The following is a 17,053-nucleotide window of genomic DNA, read 5'->3' on the forward strand; positions in this document are numbered from 1 at the left end:
GAAGTTGTCAGTTGTCAGTTGTCAGTTGTCGGGGCGGTGTGACGGCCTTTTTGGCGGCGGCGCGCCGACGGGCGGCTTCGATCAGGGCCTTTTTCGGATCCTCTCCCTCCGGATCGGCGGCCTTCGGGGTTTCCAGCGCCTCTTTCTGCTTGCGTAGTCTGGCCTGGCGTTCCTGCTCCTGGCGTTCCAGTCTGGCCTGCTTCGCGGCATGGCGCGCGCGCGCCAGTTCGGACTTGCGCCGGTCCTTTTCGCGCGCCCAGATCTCGGTCTTGGCGTAGCGGTAATACTGCACCAGTGGGATATGGCTCGGGCAGACCTGGGCGCAGCAACCGCACTCGATGCAGTCGAAGAGGTTGTAGTCCTGAATCCGGTCCAGATCCTTGCTGCGGGCGTACCAATACATCTGTTGGGGCAGGAGCTTGGCCGGGCAGACCTCGGCGCAGCGACCGCAGCGGATGCAGGCGAGCGCGGGCTCGGGACTGGGGGATTCCTCGGGCGTCAGCGCCAGCAGGCAATTGGTCGCCTTGGTGATGGGAACCTCCGCGCTCCTCAGCTCGAAGCCCATCATGGGACCGCCGCAGACCAGTTTGCGGGGCGTCTCGCGGTAACCGCCGCAATGGGAGATCAGATGTTCGGCCGGCGTGCCGACCGGAACCTCCACATTGCTCGGCCGGGCGATGGAGCGCCCGCTGACCGTCACGACCCGTGAGATCAGCGGTCGCCCCAGGAGCACGGCGTCCGCGACCGCCGCCGCCGTGCCTACGTTCTGACAGACGATACCGATCTGGGCCGGTATGCCACTGGTCGGAACCTCCTTGCCGGTCAGGATGCGAATGAGCTGCTTCTCGCCACCACTTGGATAGAGGGTCGGGATGGGCAGGATCTCGGTGTAGTCGTGCATGTCCGTCTCGGCCAGGGCGAGGCGCATCGCTTCGATCGCCTCGGGCTTGTTGTCCTCGATACCGATCATCACCGCCCGCACGCCGAGCAGGTGATGCATGATCCGCACGCCCTCCAGGACATGTCCGGCGCGCTCGCGCATCAGGCGGTCGTCGCAACTGATGTAGGGTTCGCATTCGGCGCCGTTGATGACCAGGGTCTGGATTTTACGATCGGTCCCAGGCGTCAGCTTGACATTGGTCGGAAAGGAGGCGCCGCCCATGCCGACCACGCCGGCCCAGAGGATGCGCTCGCGGATCAGGGCCGCGTCCAACTGGGGGTAGTCGGTCAGCGGCGGCGGCAGTTCGGCCCAGGTATCCTCGCCGTCGGTTGCGATGACCGCGCACAGGGCCGCGAGTCCCGACGGATGGGGCACCGGATGCTCCTCGATCGCGATCAGACGGCCCGAGCTTGGGGCATGCACCGGGGCGCTGATGAAGCCGCTCGGTTCCGCGATCATCTGTCCCTTGAGAACCCGGGCGCCCAGCTCGATCAGCGGTCGGGCCGGCGCGCCGATGTGTTGCTGCAAGGGCACGTATAGCCGCTGGGCCAAGGGTGGGGATTCGATCGCCTGGGTGTTGGACAGGGATTTTTCGTCCGGAACATGAATGCCGCCGTGGAAGGTCCAGAGCCGGCGTTTGGAGGTCAGCTTGAGGGCGATGGCCATGCTTGATGCTCCCTCAGGCCGCGTCCCGGACGGGGACGGGCGAGGCGGTGTCCGAGGGTTGTTTGCCGGGATAGGGCCAGCGCCAGCGGGGGATGTCCTCGGTCAGTGGGCGCATGCGGATGCATTGGACCGGGCAGGGGGGCAGGCACAGCTCGCAACCCGTGCACTCATCGATCAGCACGCCGTGCAGTTGCTTGGCCGCGCCGATGATGGCATCCACCGGGCACGCCTGGAGACAGAGGGTGCAGCCGATGCAGAGGGTCGGGTCGATCATCGCGACCGATGGAACCTTCTCCTTGACCTCCATGGCGACCGGCTCGCGCCCGAGCAGATCCGAGAGCGCGAGCACCAGGGCCTCGCCGCCTGGGAGACATTTATTGACGTCGTCCTCGCCCTTGGCGAGCGCCTCGGCATAGGGCCGGCACCCCGGATGCCCGCACTGACCGCACTGGGTCTGAGGCAGGAGGCTGTCGATCTGATCCGCGATGGGGTCGCCCTCGACCCGAAAACGGATCGCCGAATAGCCGAGCAGCAGCCCGAAGAAGGCGGCGAGCGCGGCGATGGCCAGGATGGCGGCTAGCATGACGGGGACGGCCTCAATTGGCGACCAGGCCGGCGAAGCCCATGAAGGCCAGCGACATGAGTCCGGCGGTGATCAGGGCGATGGCGCTGCCCTGAAAGGGCTCGGGCACGTCGGCGACCGCGACCCGTTCGCGGATGGCGGCGAACAGCGCCAGCACCAGCGAGAAACCGAGCGCCGCACCGAAGCCATAGAGCGCCGATTCCACCAGGGTATGCGCCGCCTGCTGATTCAGCAGGGCGACCCCGAGCACGGCGCAGTTGGTCGTGATGAGCGGCAGGAAGATGCCGAGCAATTGATAGAGCATGGGGCTGGTCTTGCGCATCACCGTCTCGGTGAACTGGACCACGGCGGCGATCACCAGTATGAAGGCGATGGTGCGCAGATAGCCGATGTCGAGCGGCTCCAGCACGTACTCGTTGACGACCCAGGTGATGACGGATGACAGGGTCATCACGAAGGTCGTCGCCAACCCCATTCCGGTCGCGGTCTCCAGCTTCTTGGAAACGCCCATGAAAGGGCAGAGTCCGAGGAACTTGACGAGCACGAAATTGTTGACCAGCACGGTGCCGACCAATATGAGTGCGTATTCAGTCATGCGAGCACGGAGTCGGGGGAAGCAAGGGCCGGGTGATCCGGGAGTCGATTGGCGGCGAGCGAGGCTCGTCTTGACCCGAACGCGCAAGAATACGCCGCGCGTTCGAGCGCTACAACCGAGATTCGCTAGGGTTATCCCGGATTGGGCGGCCCGGCGGATCGCTGGTCATCCCGCTTGATCCTAGTCTCCGACCTCGGAGTTACAGGCCCGGACGAAGGTCGATCGCATCGAGACGTGTGCGGCTCTGGCTGGAGACGATATCGGGAAGGCGTACTCGTAAAGGCTGGTTTTGGGCGTCGTCCGCGGGGAGGGCGAACCGTGTGCTCGTCCCGCTGTCTACATCAAGGCTAGCGGGTCGCCATCGCGCCCTGAGCGCCAATCGGCGCAGGGGATGCTTGTCGATATTTTGCACAGGTTTTCTGTCTGGCCTTTTCCTTAGAGTCCAGACCTTCGATCCTCGCGCCAGGCCCCGTGACGACTTGCATTCATGTCTTCTAATAAAATGATATGAAAAGCAAAAACATCCTCGATCAGCTTGAACGATGATTGTCATCGAAACATACGATCTGTTTTCCGACACACGGCATCTTGTGTGAACCTGAACAAACGCCTAGAGTTTGAAGCAACACGAAGCGGGTCAGAATAAAAAAACCCTGCCGTGAGTACTGGGAAAATCCAGACTTCAATGCTAGGATAATTTTGAACCCAACTGACTCAGGTATCGCACCATGGCCAAAGACTACTCAATGATGCCGACGGGCACGATCGAGGCGTATATCAGCAGTGCCTACCAGATTCCGGTGCTGACGCCAGAGGAAGAAAAGTCCCTCGCGGTTCGGCTGCGCGACCATGACGATATGGAGGCCGCGAGACGGCTGATCACATCCCATCTGCGCTTCGTGATCCGGATCGCCCGCGGCTATCTGGGCTATGGGTTGCCCCTGCCGGATCTCATCCAGGAAGGCTCGGTCGGCTTGATGAAGGCGGTGCGCCGCTTCGAGCCGGACATGGGTGTGCGCTTGGTGTCCTTCGCCGTGCACTGGATTCGCGCCGAGATCCACGAATACATTCTGCGCAATTGGCGGATCGTCAAGGTCGCGACCACCAAGGCACAGCGTAAACTCTTCTTCAATCTGCGCAGCGCCAAGAAGCGGCTCGGCTGGCTCACGAAGCAAGAGGTCGACGACGTGGCGGCCGACCTCGGCGTCAAGCCCGAAGTCGTGCTGCAGATGGAGTCGCGGCTCGCGAACCAGGATCTCTCCTTCGATGGTCTTGAGGACGACGACGACGACGCGCCGTCCGCGCCGTCCACCTATCTGCCGGATATCCGCATGGAGCCGGCGCGTCTGCTGGAGCGCGAGGACAGCGAGCGGAAGCAGCGCGAAAGGCTTTACGCGGCACTCTCGGGTCTTGACGAGCGCAGCAAGACGATTCTTCACGAGCGCTGGCTCTCCGAGAAGAAGCAGACGCTGCATGAATTGGCCGAGCAATTCGGTGTATCGGCCGAGCGGATCCGGCAAATCGAAAAGAACGCCATGAAGAAGATGCGGCTTCAGCTCGAGGTTTAGCAAGGCCCCTGTCGATCGACGACAGGATAGAGTGCACAAGGCCCGCCCATGGCGGGCCTTGTGCGTTGCGGCGATCCTGGTCGAGGCCGGCGCCGACCGGGGTGCCGATTTCTTCCGCGTCCGACTTGACTCGGCCATGCCGAGATCCAGCCTATTGACGGTCCAGACTCCTTCTCCATGCCGATGAGGCTTCAGGGCAACGCCCGGATGGCTTCGATGGCCTCTTCGTAGCGACTTTTGAGCTGTTCCGGCAGATCCGAGTTCTTCGCTCCGGGGCAGCCGCCGGCCGCTTGCAGCGTCTCCACGAAATCCTGTTCGAGCCGCTGCTGGACGCGGCGATAGCTCTGTTCCGGGAAAAAATCGTCCTGGACGGATAGAACCGTCGTGCGCAGTTTGCCGACGATGAGTTTGTTGAGGTTGTCGACTCGACGCCCCGAGACGTCCCCGCGGCAGCGGGCGTGATAGAAATCCAGCGCGACCGCGGCCTCGACGGCCTCGACCAGTAGCATCCGGGTCGGCTCGTCCAGATCGGGCCGCGCCAGTACGGGCGCGCCGAGAAGCCCGCCGATCAGAATGGCTCCTAGGATCGCCTGGATCGGCCGACGTGGGATCCGGGGCCTGGCCCGGAGCCGAATGATGGCGGTAAGCGGGGCGGGTGTCGTTCGCGGTGTTCTGGATGTGGCCTTGACTCGCACGATGATCCTCAACTGCGTCCGTAAACAGGAATGGCGGCTCCCGTGATGCCGCGCGAGGCGTCCGAGGCCAGGAAGAGGAGTACATCCGCCAGGGCGTCGAGCGAGACCCAGGTCGAGTGATCCTCGTCCGGCATGGCCGCGCGGTTTTCTGGTGTATCCAGCGTGCCCGGCAGGACGCAGTTTACATTGATGCCCGCGTGCCGAAGCTCATCGGCGAGGCTTTCGGTCAGGGTGATGACGGCCGCCTTGGAGACGCAGTACGGCCCCATGTGGCCCATGCCCCTGGTGGCCGCGCGCGCCGAGACATTGATGATGCGCCCGGCCCCGGCCTCCAGCAGCCTTGGGATGGTCGCGCGCGCGCAGTTGAAGACGGTGCGGGCATTGAGATCGAGCATGAATTCCCAATCGGCATCCGATGTTTCCTGGATGGGAGGCCCCATGCTGAAGCCGCCGGCGAGGTTCGCCAGCACATGGATGCCCCCGAAATGCGCCGCGACTTCCTCGACCATCGCGGCGACCGCGTCCGGCGCGAGCAGGTCGACGGCCAGGGAGAGGGACTCGGTCTTCGGGGGGAGCGCCGCTCGCGCCTCTTGCAGCGCCCGTGGATCGCGACCGATCAGCGCGAGCCGTGCTCCGCGCGCGGCGAAGGTCCGGGAAGCCGCACGGCCGAGGTTGCCGGCGGCTCCCGTCATGATGACGGTCTTGCCTGTGAGATCGTGCACGACATCGACTCCTGCGTCGGATTGAAGAGATAGCCCATCGGGAGGCGCCCGAGCCCCCATCCTGGCCAGGGCGCCGCCCGAGGTTCGATCGGCTCGCCAGTGAGAATCGGGGCGCGAATGACGGTGATGCCGTGGCGGTTTCGGGCACCGCTGGTTATGACCCTCTCCAGACAGTATGGGTTTCCGTCCCCATGGGCAATTCCCAATGGACCCAAGGTTGGATTCTTCGCATCATGCGGGCCGTCTCGCTTGTCTGTATGATTCGTGCCTTGAGCATGGGATTCAAATCTCAAGGCCGTATGCCATCGCCTCGTCGACCCGATCCAGGCGTCGGGGCTTCTTCGCTTGAACCATGGGTCTAACGCCATGGCGGATGGGGTGCGGACATGATTGAAGCGCTGTTTCTTCTCCTGCCGGTGGCCGCCGCCTCGGGCTGGCTGCTGGGGCGTCGAGAGACGCGGGGCAAGGGCGACGGCGTTGGACCCACCCATCCGGATTTTCTGCGGGGACTGAACTACCTGCTGGAGGAACAGCCGGACAAGGCCCTCGACATGTTTCTGAAGCTGGCCGAGGTGGACGGCGAGACGGTGGAGACGCATCTGGCGCTAGGCAGTCTCTTCCGCCGCCGGGGCGAGGTCGACCGCGCCATTCGGATCCATCAGAATCTCGTCGAGCGCAGGAATCTCAGCCCCGATCTGCGTGGGTTCGCGCTCTTCGAGCTGGGACAGGATTATATGCGCGCCGGGCTCCTGGATCGCGCGGAGGGGCTGTTCCTGGAACTGGTGGAACTGCGTCTGCACAGTCAGCGCGCGCTTCAATCCTTGCGCGAGATCTACCAGCAGGAGCGCGACTGGTCGCGCTGTCTCGAGGTCGCCGAGCAGCTCAAACCACTGACCGACCAGTCGATGGCGGTCGAGATCGCCCAGTATCACTGTGAGCTGGCCGAGGATGCGCGACGCAAGGGAGACGCGCCCTCGGCGCGGGCGCAGTTGAGCCTGGCCCAGCGGGCCGACCCGAATGGCGTGCGCGCCGCCATGCTGGAAGGTTTCATGGCGCTCGAGGAGGACGATGCCGAGCGCGCCGTCGTGCTGTTCCGACGGGTCGCCGACCGTGGCGGCGCCTATGTGTCGGAGATCCTGCCGGCCCTGATCGAGGCCATGGGGCGATTGGGCGAGGACGACGTGATCGGCCAGCTCGAGACCTTGGCCGGACGCTACGCGAGTCCACCCCTGATGTTGAGTCTCGGCGAGCTGGTGGCGCGCGCGCGCGGACCCGAGGCGGCGTTGGAGTTGTTGTCCGGATATCTCGCGCGCCATGCCGACCTGGCGGTGCTTGAGCGCTTCCTCGATCTCCAGGCGCGCGAGCCGGATCCGAAGGCGAGGACCCAGTATCGCGCGGGCGTCGCGCTTGGGGTGGCCCGTCATCTGCTGTTGCGTCAGCCCGTCTACCAATGCGAGCAGTGCGGCTTTCAGGCGCGCTCACTGCACTGGCAGTGCCCAAGCTGCAAGAGCTGGGGAACCATTGTCTCGGTTCTTCCCGAGCCCATCCATGGCGAGGCGCCACGACAGTTGGCATGACCCGCGTGACCAGGCTTCCTCGAACAACCAACAATCCTGCCGGAGACTTCCCGCGACCGTGACCCAGGCTAAGCGAATCATCGTTGCGCTCGACTATTCCGACGAGACACCGGCCCTTGCGCTGATTGAACGGCTCGATCCGTCCCGCTGCCGGCTCAAGGTCGGCAAGGAGCTGTTCACCCGACTCGGCCCCGCGTTCGTCGCCAGGCTCCAGCGCCAGGGCTTCGAGATATTCCTCGATCTCAAATTCCACGACATCCCCAATACGGTCGCGGCGGCCTGTGCCGCGGCGGCGGATCTTGGGGTGTGGATGGTCAATGTCCACGTCTCGGGGGGCGCGCGCATGATGGAGGCGGCTCGCGAGCGTTTGAACGGCTTCGATCGGCCGCCCCTGCTGATCGGCGTGACGGTGCTGACCAGTCTCGATCGGGACGATCTGGCGAGCATTGGTTGTCCCGGCGCGCCCCATGAGCGGGTGCTCGCCCTGGCGAGGCTCGGGCAGGGCGCGGGCCTGGATGGGGTCGTCTGCTCGCCGCTGGAGGCCGCCGATGTTCGGGCCGCCCTGGGGAGCGGCTTCCGGCTCGTCACGCCAGGCGTGCGTCCGCTCGGTACGGAGGCCGGCGATCAGAAACGTATCATGACACCGCCCGAGGCGATGGCCGCGGGCGCTGATTATCTCGTGATCGGCCGTCCCATCACGCTGGCGCCCGACCCTTTGGCGGCGCTTGTCGAGATCGAACGGTCGCTGCATTCCCTTTGATCTGAAATCCGCACAGTTTCTGGAGGAACAACGATGGCGAAGATCCGTAAGGCCGTATTTCCTGTTGCCGGATTGGGAACGCGCTTCCTGCCGGCCACCAAGGCGAGTCCTAAGGAGATGCTGCCGATTGTCGATAAGCCGCTGATCCAGTACGCGGCGGAAGAGGCCGAGGCCGGCGGGGCGCATCAGTTGGTTTTCATTACCGGGCGTAGCAAGCGCTCGATCGAGGACCATTTCGACAAGGCCTACGAGCTGGAGTCCGAGCTGGAACAAGCCGGGAAGCATAAATTGCTGGACATCGTCCGTGGCGTCATGCCCAGTTCCGCCTCCTGCATCTACGTCCGGCAAGCCGTCGCGCTGGGACTCGGGCACGCGGTCCTGTGCGCCAAGCCGGTGATTGGAGACGAGCCCTTCGTGGTGCTTCTGGCCGACGACCTGATCCGCACCAGCGGCAAGGGCGTGGTCGAGCAGATGGCGGATGTGCATGCGCGCCACGGGTGCAGCGTGCTCAGCGTCCAGGAGGTGCCACGCGAGGAAACCCATAAATACGGTATCGTCGAGGTCGAGCGGGGTTCCGATGGTGTGATGCGCGTCATCTCGATCGTCGAGAAACCGGCGCCCGCCGATGCCCCGTCGAATCTGGCGGTGGTTGGTCGTTATCTGCTCACGCCCAGGATTTTCGAGAAGCTGGAGCAGACCGAGAAAGGCTCGGGCGGCGAGATCCAGTTGACCGATGGCATTTCCGACCTGCTCAAGGACGAGCATGTGATCGCCTATCCCTTCGAGGGGAAACGTTACGATTGTGGCAGCAAACTGGGCTATCTGGAGGCGACCGTCGAATACGGCCTGGCCCATCCGGAGCTTGGCGAGCGCTTTTCAGCCTATCTGCGGGCCTTCGGTGCCGCTGGCTTCGGGGATTTCCAGTCCTAGCGGCCAGATTCCCAACGAACCCGGCCGCAGATCCGTAAAAACCCCCTGTTCAGCTTGAACAGGGGTTTTTTATTGCCGTTCAAGCCCCCTGAGCGGAAGGCTCCGGCAAGGCGGAACCCGCTCGATTCGCCACTGCTCGGTGGCCTGTTTCCAGAATCCGCTTGGCGAGCCGAGGCCGTCCAGGGGCGTTTGACCGAGGGCTCGCCAGGCTAGGCGCAGGGCTGGAAGTGGATCCCCCGGGTCCACTGGGGCGGAGGCCAGCGATTTGCTCAGCTTGCGCCCTTGATCATCCAGAATGACCGGGATGTGGGCCTGGCTCGGATGCGGGAGACCCAGCACCTGTTGCAGGAGGATCTGGCGGGGCGTCGACGCCAGTAGGTCGGCGCCGCGCACAACATGCGTGATCCGCTGCCAGGCATCGTCGACGACGACGGCGAGCTGATAGGCGTGCATGCCATCGGCGCGGCGCAAGACGAAATCGCCGACCGCTTCCTCGATCACCTGTGCTTGCTCGCCCTGCACACGGTCGGTGAAGCGCGCGCAGCGCGCGTCGGTTCGCATCCGGAGGCTGCGTGGACGCCGGTCGCGGGGCAGCCCGTCGCGACAGGTTCCTGGGTAGATGGGGCCGTCGACGCCGATTCGCGCGACCCTGGCGATCTCGGCACGGCTGCATCCGCAGGGATAGGCCAGACCCAGCGATTCGAGCCTGGACAGGGCCCCTTGGTAAGCCTCGGAACGGTCGTGCTGATAAACCACCGGCTCGTCCCAGTCGAATCCGAAGGCCCGCAGGGTGCGCTGGATGTCCTCGGCGGCTCCAGGAACTTCACGAGGCCGGTCGAGATCCTCGATCCGCAGGAGCCAGACTCCCGCGTGGGCGCGCGCGTCGGCGTAGCTGGCCACGGCGGCGAGCAGCGAGCCGAAATGCAGTGGACCCGTCGGGGAGGGAGCGAAGCGCCCCCGGTAGCCAGGGGTGGCCGGAAGCGCTTCGTCGGTCATGGAGAAATAGGGTGGCGCGGGCGCTGATCCTCAGCCGCGCTGCTTTTCGCGGATCTCGTCGAGCGTCTTGCAGTCGATGCAGAGGGTCGCCGTCGGGCGGGCCTCCAGGCGGCGGATGCCGATCTCGACACCGCAGGCCTCGCAAAAACCGTAATCGTGATCGTCGATGCGGGCCAGGGCCTCATCGATCTTCTTGATCAGCTTGCGCTCGCGGTCGCGTGTGCGAAGTTCCAGACTGAACTCCGATTCCTGGGTCGCGCGATCGTTCGGATCGGGGAAGTTGGTCGCCTCGTCCTGCATGTGATGCACGGTCCGGTCGACCTCTTCCATCAGGGACTGCTTCCAGGCCAGGAGGATCCCCCGGAAATGCTCCTCCTGCTCCGGGCTCATGTATTCTTCGTCGCTCCCCGCGTTGTAGGGTTCGAATGAATACACCTCGGCTTCTTGTGTTCGTGCTTCGGCCATTGTTGTCTCCCGAAGGCTCTAAATTCGTTGGACGCCCGCGGATCGAATCCTGTTTATTCGGTGATCCGTGCCGCGAAAACGTGCTTAAGTACCAGATCGTGGCCCCAGGGGCAACTTCCATGCGGGTCGCCATCGGTGCGGGCGATCCTTACTTTGGGTAACCTTCGCGCTTACAGCCTCGCGGATGCGCGACCACACCAAGTTGGAGTCCCAGTATGCACGGATTCAAGGCCCTGATCTTCGACGTGGACGGAACCGTCGCCGATACCGAACGCGATGGGCATCGCCCCGCCTTCAACGCCGCCTTCGCCGAGGCCGGTCTGGATTGGCGGTGGGATCCCGAACTCTATGGCGAGCTGTTGGCGGTGACCGGCGGCAAGGAGCGGATCCGTTATTTCATGGATCGGTTCGACATCGCGCTCGATCCGGCGGTGGATCTCGACGCCTTCGTGGCGCGCCTGCATCGCGACAAGACTCGTCACTATCTGGCCCTGTTGCGCGAGGGCGCCATCCCGCTGCGTCCCGGTGTGCTGCGACTCTGGCGCGAGGCGCGCGCGGCCGGGATCCGTCTGGCGATCGCGACCACGACCACGCCCGAGAACGTCGTCGAGCTGCTCGCGAACGTCGGTGTGCCGGGTCTGCCGGACTGGTTCGACGTCATCGCGGCGGGCGATGTGGTTCCGCTCAAGAAACCGGCCCCGGACATCTTCGACTTCGCGCTGGAACGCTTGGGGTTGGCCCCCGAGGACTGCGTCGTCATCGAGGACTCGGACAACGGCGCACGCTCGGCGTTGGCCGCCGGTATCCGGGCGCTGGTGGTGACCGTCAATGGCTACACCGCCGGGCAGGATTTCGGGGCCGCGGCGCTGGTGGTGGACCAGCTCGGCGAACCAGAGGTACCGTCCAAGGCCCTCGTGGGCGATCTGGATGACCGGCCGCTGGTCGACCTGGCCGGGCTCGAGCGCCTCCATCGCCAGGTTCAGGCGGGCTGAAGGCTGGTCCGCGTGAGCGCTAGCGAACCCAGCCGGCTGGCGAGCCGCGCCCGTCGGATCGAGCCCTTCCATGTGATGCGTCTGCTCGGGCGTGCCCGCGAGCTGGATGCCTCCGGTCGATCCGTGGTTCACCTGGAGATCGGCGAGCCGGATTTCCCGACCCCGGCCCCGATCCTGGCGGCCGGACAAGGGGCGCTGGCCGCCGGGCTGACGCACTACACGGCGGCGGCGGGTCTCCCGGCGCTCCGTCAGGCCATCGCCGATGACTACCGGCGCCGTTATGGGGTCGCGGTCAGGCCGTCCCGTGTCCTGGTGACACCCGGCGCCTCGGGCGCGCTTCAGTTGGTCTTTTCGGCCCTGCTGGAGCCGGGGGATCGCGTCCTCCTGGCCGATCCCTCCTATCCCTGCTATCGACAGATGCTTCGGCTCATGGGCGGCGAGCCGGTCATGGTGCCGCTCGGATCCGAAGCCGACGGCGGCCTGACCGTGGAGCGTCTCGAATCGGCCTGGACTCCGGGCATCCGCGCGGTCGTGGTGGCCTCGCCATCCAATCCGACCGGCTCGATCCTCGCTCTGGAGACCTTGGGCCAAATCCAGACGTTCTGCCGTTCGCGCGGAGCGGCGCTCATCGTCGACGAGATCTATCGGGGGCTGGTCTACGGGGTCGCGGACGAGAGCGCTTTGTCCCTGGACGGGCGCGATCTCTATGTCATCAACAGTTTCTCGAAATTCTTCGGGATGACGGGCTGGCGGGTCGGCTGGGTCGTGGGTCCGGAGGACGCGGTCGCGGTGATGGATCGTCTGGCTCAGAATCTCTTCATCGCCGCCAATACGCCCGCGCAGCATGCGGCCCTGGCCGCGTTCGACCCGGACACGCGCCCCATCCTGGAGGCGCGTCGGGAGGTGTTCCGTCAGCGGCGTGACTGCTTGTTGCCGGCCTTGCGCGGACTCGGTTTCACCATCCCGAAGCCGCCGGACGGCGCCTTCTATCTCTATGCCGGCCTGCCGGAAGGCGTCGCCATGGATTCGATGCGCTTCGCCACCCGACTCCTGGAAGAGGCCGGCGTGGCGCTGGCCCCAGGTCGGGATTTCGGCGATCACGCCGCCGATCGGCATGTGCGTTTCGCCTACACGCGCGAACTGGAGGTGCTCGACGAGGGCGTGCGCCGGATCGGTGCCTGGCTGGGTCGCGGATGAGGTTCGCCCCCGTCTCCCGGCCCGGTATCAGCCCGACTCTTCCACGGACATGACATTGTTCGGGACTGGCTCGAAGGTTGGCGCCTGTCGGCGACCGATCCGATCCGGCGCGACGAAATAAAAACCGCAGGTCTGGGGGGTCAGGTTCTCGGCGGCGACACGGGGGTATTTGCGGCAGCTTGGCGGTCGGGCGAGGTAGACGGCGCAGCGGCTGAGTCCTTCGTCGTCGAAACGCAGGAAGGGACAGGGATAGGGCAGCTTGCAGCACTCGCCGCAGCGGTTGCAATCACCGCGGCGATTGCTGTCCACGGGCATGAGCGAGGTGAAAAACCGTTTGAGCTTGTTCTGCATGGATCCGTTTCTCCGCAGGCGGGGCAGTGGCGCCGATGCCGTCCGGCGCACCCAATATCGATAAGATGCTAGTCAATCGTCCCGCCGCTGTCACTGACTCTTGAAGCGCGACGCCCTCCGTGATTTTTTCGCGCCTTCCTCAGGTCTTCATTGACCGACATGGGGGGCTGGACTCACCTTCTGGTCCTGACCGATGACACAAGCCAATTCCTTGGATTCCTTACAGCCGCGTGACAGTGCCCAGCGCGAGGCTGGCGAACGGCTGCTCGCCTTGCATCGGCGCCTGCTTCGGGAGCCTCCCGGTCAAGCGGCGCGACCGGGATGGTTGGGGCGGATCAAGGCGCGCCTCTCCGGGCCGCCGGTCCCGGTGCGCGGTCTTTATCTCTGGGGTGGGGTCGGGCGCGGCAAGACCTACCTGATGGATTGGTTCGTCGAGGGCCTGGAGCTTCCGGGTAAGCGGCGCGTGCATTTTCATCACTTCATGCGTGACATCCACGCGGTGATGTCGCGTCTGCCAAAGCAGCCAGATCCGCTCGAGGTCGTGGCGGATCGGCTGTGCGAGGAGGTCAGGGTTCTGTGCCTGGACGAATTCCTGGTCACGGACATCACCGACGCCATGCTCCTGCACGGTTTGCTCAAGGCGCTCTTCGCGCGAGGACTGACCCTGGTCACCACGGCCAATACACCACCCGATGGTCTTTATCGCAACGGCCTGCAACGCCCCTTGTTTCTTCCGGCGATCGCGCTGCTCAAGCAGCATACCCAGGTCTTCGAGCTGGACGGTGGGGTCGACTACCGGCTGCGCGCCTTGACGAGCGGTGGCGTGCTCTTCGAGGCGGGCGAGGAAGGCGATCGACGGCTCGCGGAGTATTTCGCCCGACTGACCGGAGGACACGCGGCGGCCGCGGAGTCGATTCTCGTCAACGGCCGTTCCATCCCGGTGCGCGGGCTCGGCATGGACGTGATCTGGCTCGATTTCGCCGCGCTGTGCGAGACCGCGCGCTCCGCCTCGGACTACATCGAGATCGCCAGCGAGTACCACACCCTGTTGATTTCGGGCGTGCCGAGGCTCGGCCCCCGTCAGGAGGCCGCGGCCCGTCGCTTTCTGCATCTGGTCGACGAGCTTTACGACCAGCGCGTGAAGCTCGTGATGTCCACCGCCGCTCCGGTCGAGCAGCTCTACGCGGGCGGTCTGGTGGAGTTCGCGCACGAGCGCCTGCTGAGCCGTTTGATCGAGATGCAATCGACCGAGTATCTCGCCGCGGCGATCCCCTAGACTTCCGGTCTCGCGCCTGAACGTGGCGAGACTTGGAAAGCCTCGTCCGCATCACGATGTCCGCGCTATCGCCGCCCCGTCTCCTGGAGATCATCCATGTCCGCCGTCCATCTCACCGCGCCCAGCATCGACCCGGAGGAAGTGGTCTATTTCGAGCGTCTGGCCCATCGCTGGTGGGATGCGGAAGGGCCGTTCTGGCCATTGCATCGCCTGAATGCCTTTCGCGTCGACTACATCCGCGAGCACCTCGCCAGCGCCTTAGGGCGAGACGCGAGCGCACCGCAGCCGTTCGAGGGGGTGCGGATACTCGATATCGGCTGTGGCGGCGGGATTCTGAGCGAGTCCATGGCGCGACTCGGTGCCCAGGTGACCGGGATCGAAATCACGGAGAAGAATGTCCGCGTGGCTCAACTCCATGCGCAATGGAGCGGGCTGGAGATCGACTATCGCCTGGCGACGGCCGACCAATTGGTTCGGGAGGGCGCGCGGTTCGATGCGGTGCTGAACATGGAGGTGATCGAGCATGTCGAGCATCTGCCGGATTTCCTGGCCGACTGCGGGCGTCTGGCGCGTCCGGGCGGGGTCATGGTCGTCGCCAGCATCAATCGCACGCCGGCGGCCTGGCTCATGGCCATCGTCGGAGCCGAGTACATCCTGCGCTGGCTGCCGCGCGGAACCCATCATTACCGCAAGCTCGTCCCGCCGTGCGAGGTGGTTCGCCTGTTGGGCGATGAATACCGCAGGCTTCACGAGACCGGGGTGCGCGTGAATCCCTTCAATCGGGTCTTCGGTTACACCGGCTGGAAGGGCGTCAACTACATGCTCGTCATGCAGAGGCTCGCTTCCCGAGGCTTTTCCGGAACACTTACTTGAATGGGCGAGGTTGCGGGCCTATTCTGATGATGCATAGGGAGATTCATAATAATCGAGAGGCCGTCTGGAGAGTGTCGCGCGGTCCAGGATCGCGCGAGGCGAGGCGGAAAGCCGTGGACGGACTCATGGATCGGTTGCTCAAGGCGTTGCTTGGGATGGCGGCCTGGGAGTGACGGAGTTTTTTGCGGAGTAAGTGGAGATGGAGAAAAGACAAAAAGAACTGGAGGGTTGGGTGGCGTCCATGGTCCGCGGCGACCTGGGTTACACCTACATTCGGCTGTACGCGGACGCGCCGGACTGGGTGCGGGACTTGGCCGTGAATCGCTTCGGCAAGGGCACGGTATTCCTGCCGCCGGCGCAGTCCAGGCCGCGCGCCGCCTAGGCGGCCGGTTCAGCTTTCGGTCTCTTCCGTGCTGATGCGATCGGGGGCGACCCCCAGATCGCACAGAGAGGCCAGGGTTCGCTGAACGGGGATCGCCGGACCGGCGATATAGAAACGCAATCCCTCCAATGCCTCGTGATCGGCCCGGATCACCGCCATGAGATCCTCCGTTCTTCCACTCACGAGGGGCGTGAAGCTGAAGTTGTCCAGTGCGTCCTTGAGCGCGCGCCCCCACCGAGCCTGATGATGCCCCTCCGGATGCTGGGTATCCCAGTAGAGATGGAAGGATTCGATCAGGTCGATGGACACGGCATGTTCGATCAGGCTTTTGATCGGAGCGATCCCATCGCCCAGGGCGATGAAGACGGCCGGTTCCGGCGCATCCTCCTTGAGTACTAAGCGGCCGCTCGGCCCGGTAACGGTGACGAGCTGACCGTGCCGCAAGCCCGCGTGCACGGCCTGGGAAAAGGCGTCCGCCCGACGTCTGACATAGAACCAGAGATGACGTCCGTTGCAGGGGCAGCTCGCGATCGGCAACTCTTGCGTCTGTCCGCCCTCGAGTGCGAGCGTTGCCCGTTGTCCGGCCATGAAGCGCAGGGTCTGGGTGCGCGGGGTCTGGATCGTGAGCGCCACGAGATCGGGCGATAGCCGCTCCAGCTTGCGCAGGCTGGCGCGGATCTCCTGACGCGGCAGATCCTCGACCCTCAGGGCCTCGGCCGCCTCGATGACAAGATCGGTGACGGCGGTGTGCGAGCAGGTCAGGATGTAACCCATGGCCTTCTCGCGCTCGCCGATGACATAGTCGTGGTCGCGGATTTTCCAGGTCTCGCCGCTCAGAACCCGCGCCTTGCAGTTGCCGCAGTTGCCGCTGGCGCAGCCATAACCGAGCTTCAAGCCGGCCCGGACCGAGGCGTCCAGGATGGTCTCGTTGCCCTCGACGAAGAAGTCGTGTCCGCTGGGGATGAGTTTGACGTTGGCGGCCATGAGGCGCAGCAGGGTGTCCTTGGCGAGGAGTTGGGCGCGTTGGTCGGGCGCGGCCTCGGAGTCCAGGCGTTCGCGTTGCGTCCGCAGCCAATCGCGCGTTGCTTGCAGGGCGTCCGGGAGTTGCTCGGGGGGCCGCCGCGACACGGCATCGAGACGCGCCCCGATCTGATCCAGCAGGACGTTGGCGGCCTCCAGATGCGACATCCGATCGGCGAGGGTGGCGCTCAGGCCGCGCAGGCGCGACAGCAGGACCCGCGGATCGGGCAGGGTGGTCTCGCCGGCGTGGCCCAGCTTGGGCAGGGCGTCGCTCTTGATGCGCTCGGTGCGCTCTAGGGCGGCGTCGTCCGTGAGGCTTACCCGAGGGTAGAGCCGCAGCAGGTCGCCGATCGCGACCGAGCCCTCGAACGTCGCGATCTCGCCGCGTCGGATGCGGCGTTGCAGCTCGGCGCGGGTCACTCCGGCGAGACGCGCGGCGCGCGAGAGGCTCAGGTAGTCCATGGT

At 65.0% G+C, this 17,053-nt stretch carries 18 protein-coding genes; 9 read left to right on the top strand and 9 right to left on the bottom strand.

Features of this window, described 5'->3' with window-relative positions:
• Window positions 1-7 precede the first annotated feature (7 nt).
• The 3 genes from rsxC to rsxA are packed head-to-tail and all read right to left on the bottom strand — an operon-like array spanning window position 8 to window position 2,784.
• Window positions 8-1,606, bottom strand: coding sequence for an electron transport complex subunit RsxC (rsxC, locus tag CKO27_RS08045; RefSeq protein WP_200374359.1), 1,599 nt, complete (start codon window positions 1,604-1,606; stop codon window positions 8-10).
• A gap of 13 nt (window positions 1,607-1,619) precedes the next feature.
• Complete coding sequence (gene rsxB, locus CKO27_RS08050) at window positions 1,620-2,189, bottom strand: electron transport complex subunit RsxB (RefSeq protein WP_200374360.1); 570 nt, start codon at window positions 2,187-2,189, stop codon at window positions 1,620-1,622.
• A gap of 13 nt (window positions 2,190-2,202) precedes the next feature.
• Entirely contained in the window at window positions 2,203-2,784 is a 582-nt protein-coding gene (gene rsxA, locus CKO27_RS08055; protein ID WP_200374361.1) for an electron transport complex subunit RsxA, read from the bottom strand.
• Window positions 2,785-3,512: 728 nt separating this feature from the next.
• On the opposite strand from rsxA, the gene rpoH reads away from it, so the two are divergent.
• The gene (gene rpoH, locus CKO27_RS08060) at window positions 3,513-4,352 is read left to right on the top strand and encodes an RNA polymerase sigma factor RpoH (RefSeq protein WP_200374362.1); all 840 of its coding nucleotides are present in this window, start codon (window positions 3,513-3,515) and stop codon (window positions 4,350-4,352) included.
• A gap of 191 nt (window positions 4,353-4,543) precedes the next feature.
• Here rpoH and CKO27_RS08065 read toward each other — a convergent pair whose 3' ends face one another.
• Window positions 4,544-5,047: a hypothetical protein gene (locus CKO27_RS08065; RefSeq protein WP_200374363.1), complete on the bottom strand. Its 504-nt coding sequence runs from the start codon at window positions 5,045-5,047 to the stop codon at window positions 4,544-4,546.
• 8 nt (window positions 5,048-5,055) lie between these two features.
• Window positions 5,056-5,769 carry an SDR family oxidoreductase gene (locus CKO27_RS08070; RefSeq protein WP_200374364.1) on the bottom strand — a complete coding sequence of 238 codons (714 nt, stop codon included), beginning with the start codon at window positions 5,767-5,769 and terminating at the stop codon, window positions 5,056-5,058.
• A 386-nt stretch (window positions 5,770-6,155) separates the two neighbouring features.
• Between CKO27_RS08070 and lapB the strand changes: the two genes are divergently transcribed.
• Genes lapB through galU form a run of 3 tightly spaced genes read left to right on the top strand, consistent with a single transcriptional unit; the run spans window position 6,156 to window position 9,036 of the window.
• A complete protein-coding gene (gene lapB / locus CKO27_RS08075) occupies window positions 6,156-7,346 on the top strand; it encodes a lipopolysaccharide assembly protein LapB (RefSeq protein WP_200374365.1) in 1,191 nt (396 codons plus the stop codon).
• A gap of 58 nt (window positions 7,347-7,404) precedes the next feature.
• Window positions 7,405-8,106, top strand: coding sequence for an orotidine-5'-phosphate decarboxylase (gene pyrF / locus CKO27_RS08080; protein ID WP_338115940.1), 702 nt, complete (start codon window positions 7,405-7,407; stop codon window positions 8,104-8,106).
• A gap of 33 nt (window positions 8,107-8,139) precedes the next feature.
• Window positions 8,140-9,036, top strand: a complete 897-nt coding sequence (gene galU / locus CKO27_RS08085; RefSeq protein ID WP_200374367.1) for a UTP--glucose-1-phosphate uridylyltransferase GalU — start codon at window positions 8,140-8,142, stop codon at window positions 9,034-9,036.
• 69 nt (window positions 9,037-9,105) lie between these two features.
• Here the strand turns inward: galU and gluQRS are convergent, their stop codons facing one another.
• Both gluQRS and dksA read right to left on the bottom strand, forming a co-directional pair.
• Entirely contained in the window at window positions 9,106-10,032 is a 927-nt protein-coding gene (gluQRS, locus tag CKO27_RS08090; RefSeq protein ID WP_200374368.1) for a tRNA glutamyl-Q(34) synthetase GluQRS, read from the bottom strand.
• A gap of 30 nt (window positions 10,033-10,062) precedes the next feature.
• On the bottom strand, window positions 10,063-10,497 hold the full coding sequence (gene dksA / locus CKO27_RS08095; RefSeq protein ID WP_200374369.1) for an RNA polymerase-binding protein DksA: 435 nt from the start codon (window positions 10,495-10,497) through the stop codon (window positions 10,063-10,065).
• 215 nt (window positions 10,498-10,712) lie between these two features.
• On the opposite strand from dksA, the gene CKO27_RS08100 reads away from it, so the two are divergent.
• Window positions 10,713-11,489, top strand: coding sequence for an HAD family hydrolase (locus CKO27_RS08100; protein WP_200374370.1), 777 nt, complete (start codon window positions 10,713-10,715; stop codon window positions 11,487-11,489).
• A gap of 75 nt (window positions 11,490-11,564) precedes the next feature.
• Entirely contained in the window at window positions 11,565-12,686 is a 1,122-nt protein-coding gene (locus CKO27_RS08105; RefSeq protein ID WP_200374400.1) for an aminotransferase class I/II-fold pyridoxal phosphate-dependent enzyme, read from the top strand.
• 27 nt (window positions 12,687-12,713) lie between these two features.
• On the opposite strand, the gene CKO27_RS08110 is transcribed toward CKO27_RS08105, so the two are convergent.
• Window positions 12,714-13,037 (bottom strand): hypothetical protein, encoded by a 324-nt coding sequence (locus CKO27_RS08110; protein ID WP_200374371.1) that lies wholly within the window; start codon window positions 13,035-13,037, stop codon window positions 12,714-12,716.
• A 193-nt stretch (window positions 13,038-13,230) separates the two neighbouring features.
• Between CKO27_RS08110 and zapE the strand changes: the two genes are divergently transcribed.
• The 3 genes from zapE to CKO27_RS08125 all read left to right on the top strand — a co-directional run bounded on the left by zapE (window position 13,231) and on the right by CKO27_RS08125 (window position 15,568).
• Window positions 13,231-14,313 (top strand): cell division protein ZapE, encoded by a 1,083-nt coding sequence (zapE, locus tag CKO27_RS08115; RefSeq protein ID WP_200374372.1) that lies wholly within the window; start codon window positions 13,231-13,233, stop codon window positions 14,311-14,313.
• Window positions 14,314-14,409: 96 nt separating this feature from the next.
• Window positions 14,410-15,186 carry a bifunctional 2-polyprenyl-6-hydroxyphenol methylase/3-demethylubiquinol 3-O-methyltransferase UbiG gene (ubiG, locus tag CKO27_RS08120; RefSeq protein ID WP_200374373.1) on the top strand — a complete coding sequence of 259 codons (777 nt, stop codon included), beginning with the start codon at window positions 14,410-14,412 and terminating at the stop codon, window positions 15,184-15,186.
• A gap of 199 nt (window positions 15,187-15,385) precedes the next feature.
• On the top strand, window positions 15,386-15,568 hold the full coding sequence (locus CKO27_RS08125) for a hypothetical protein (RefSeq protein WP_200374374.1): 183 nt from the start codon (window positions 15,386-15,388) through the stop codon (window positions 15,566-15,568).
• 9 nt (window positions 15,569-15,577) lie between these two features.
• Here CKO27_RS08125 and CKO27_RS08130 read toward each other — a convergent pair whose 3' ends face one another.
• Window positions 15,578-17,050 carry a 2Fe-2S iron-sulfur cluster-binding protein gene (locus CKO27_RS08130; protein ID WP_200374375.1) on the bottom strand — a complete coding sequence of 491 codons (1,473 nt, stop codon included), beginning with the start codon at window positions 17,048-17,050 and terminating at the stop codon, window positions 15,578-15,580.
• Window positions 17,051-17,053: the final 3 nt, after the last annotated feature.

The organism is Thiocystis violacea (genome assembly GCF_016583575.1).
Classification (GTDB): domain Bacteria; phylum Pseudomonadota; class Gammaproteobacteria; order Chromatiales; family Chromatiaceae; genus Thiocystis; species Thiocystis violacea.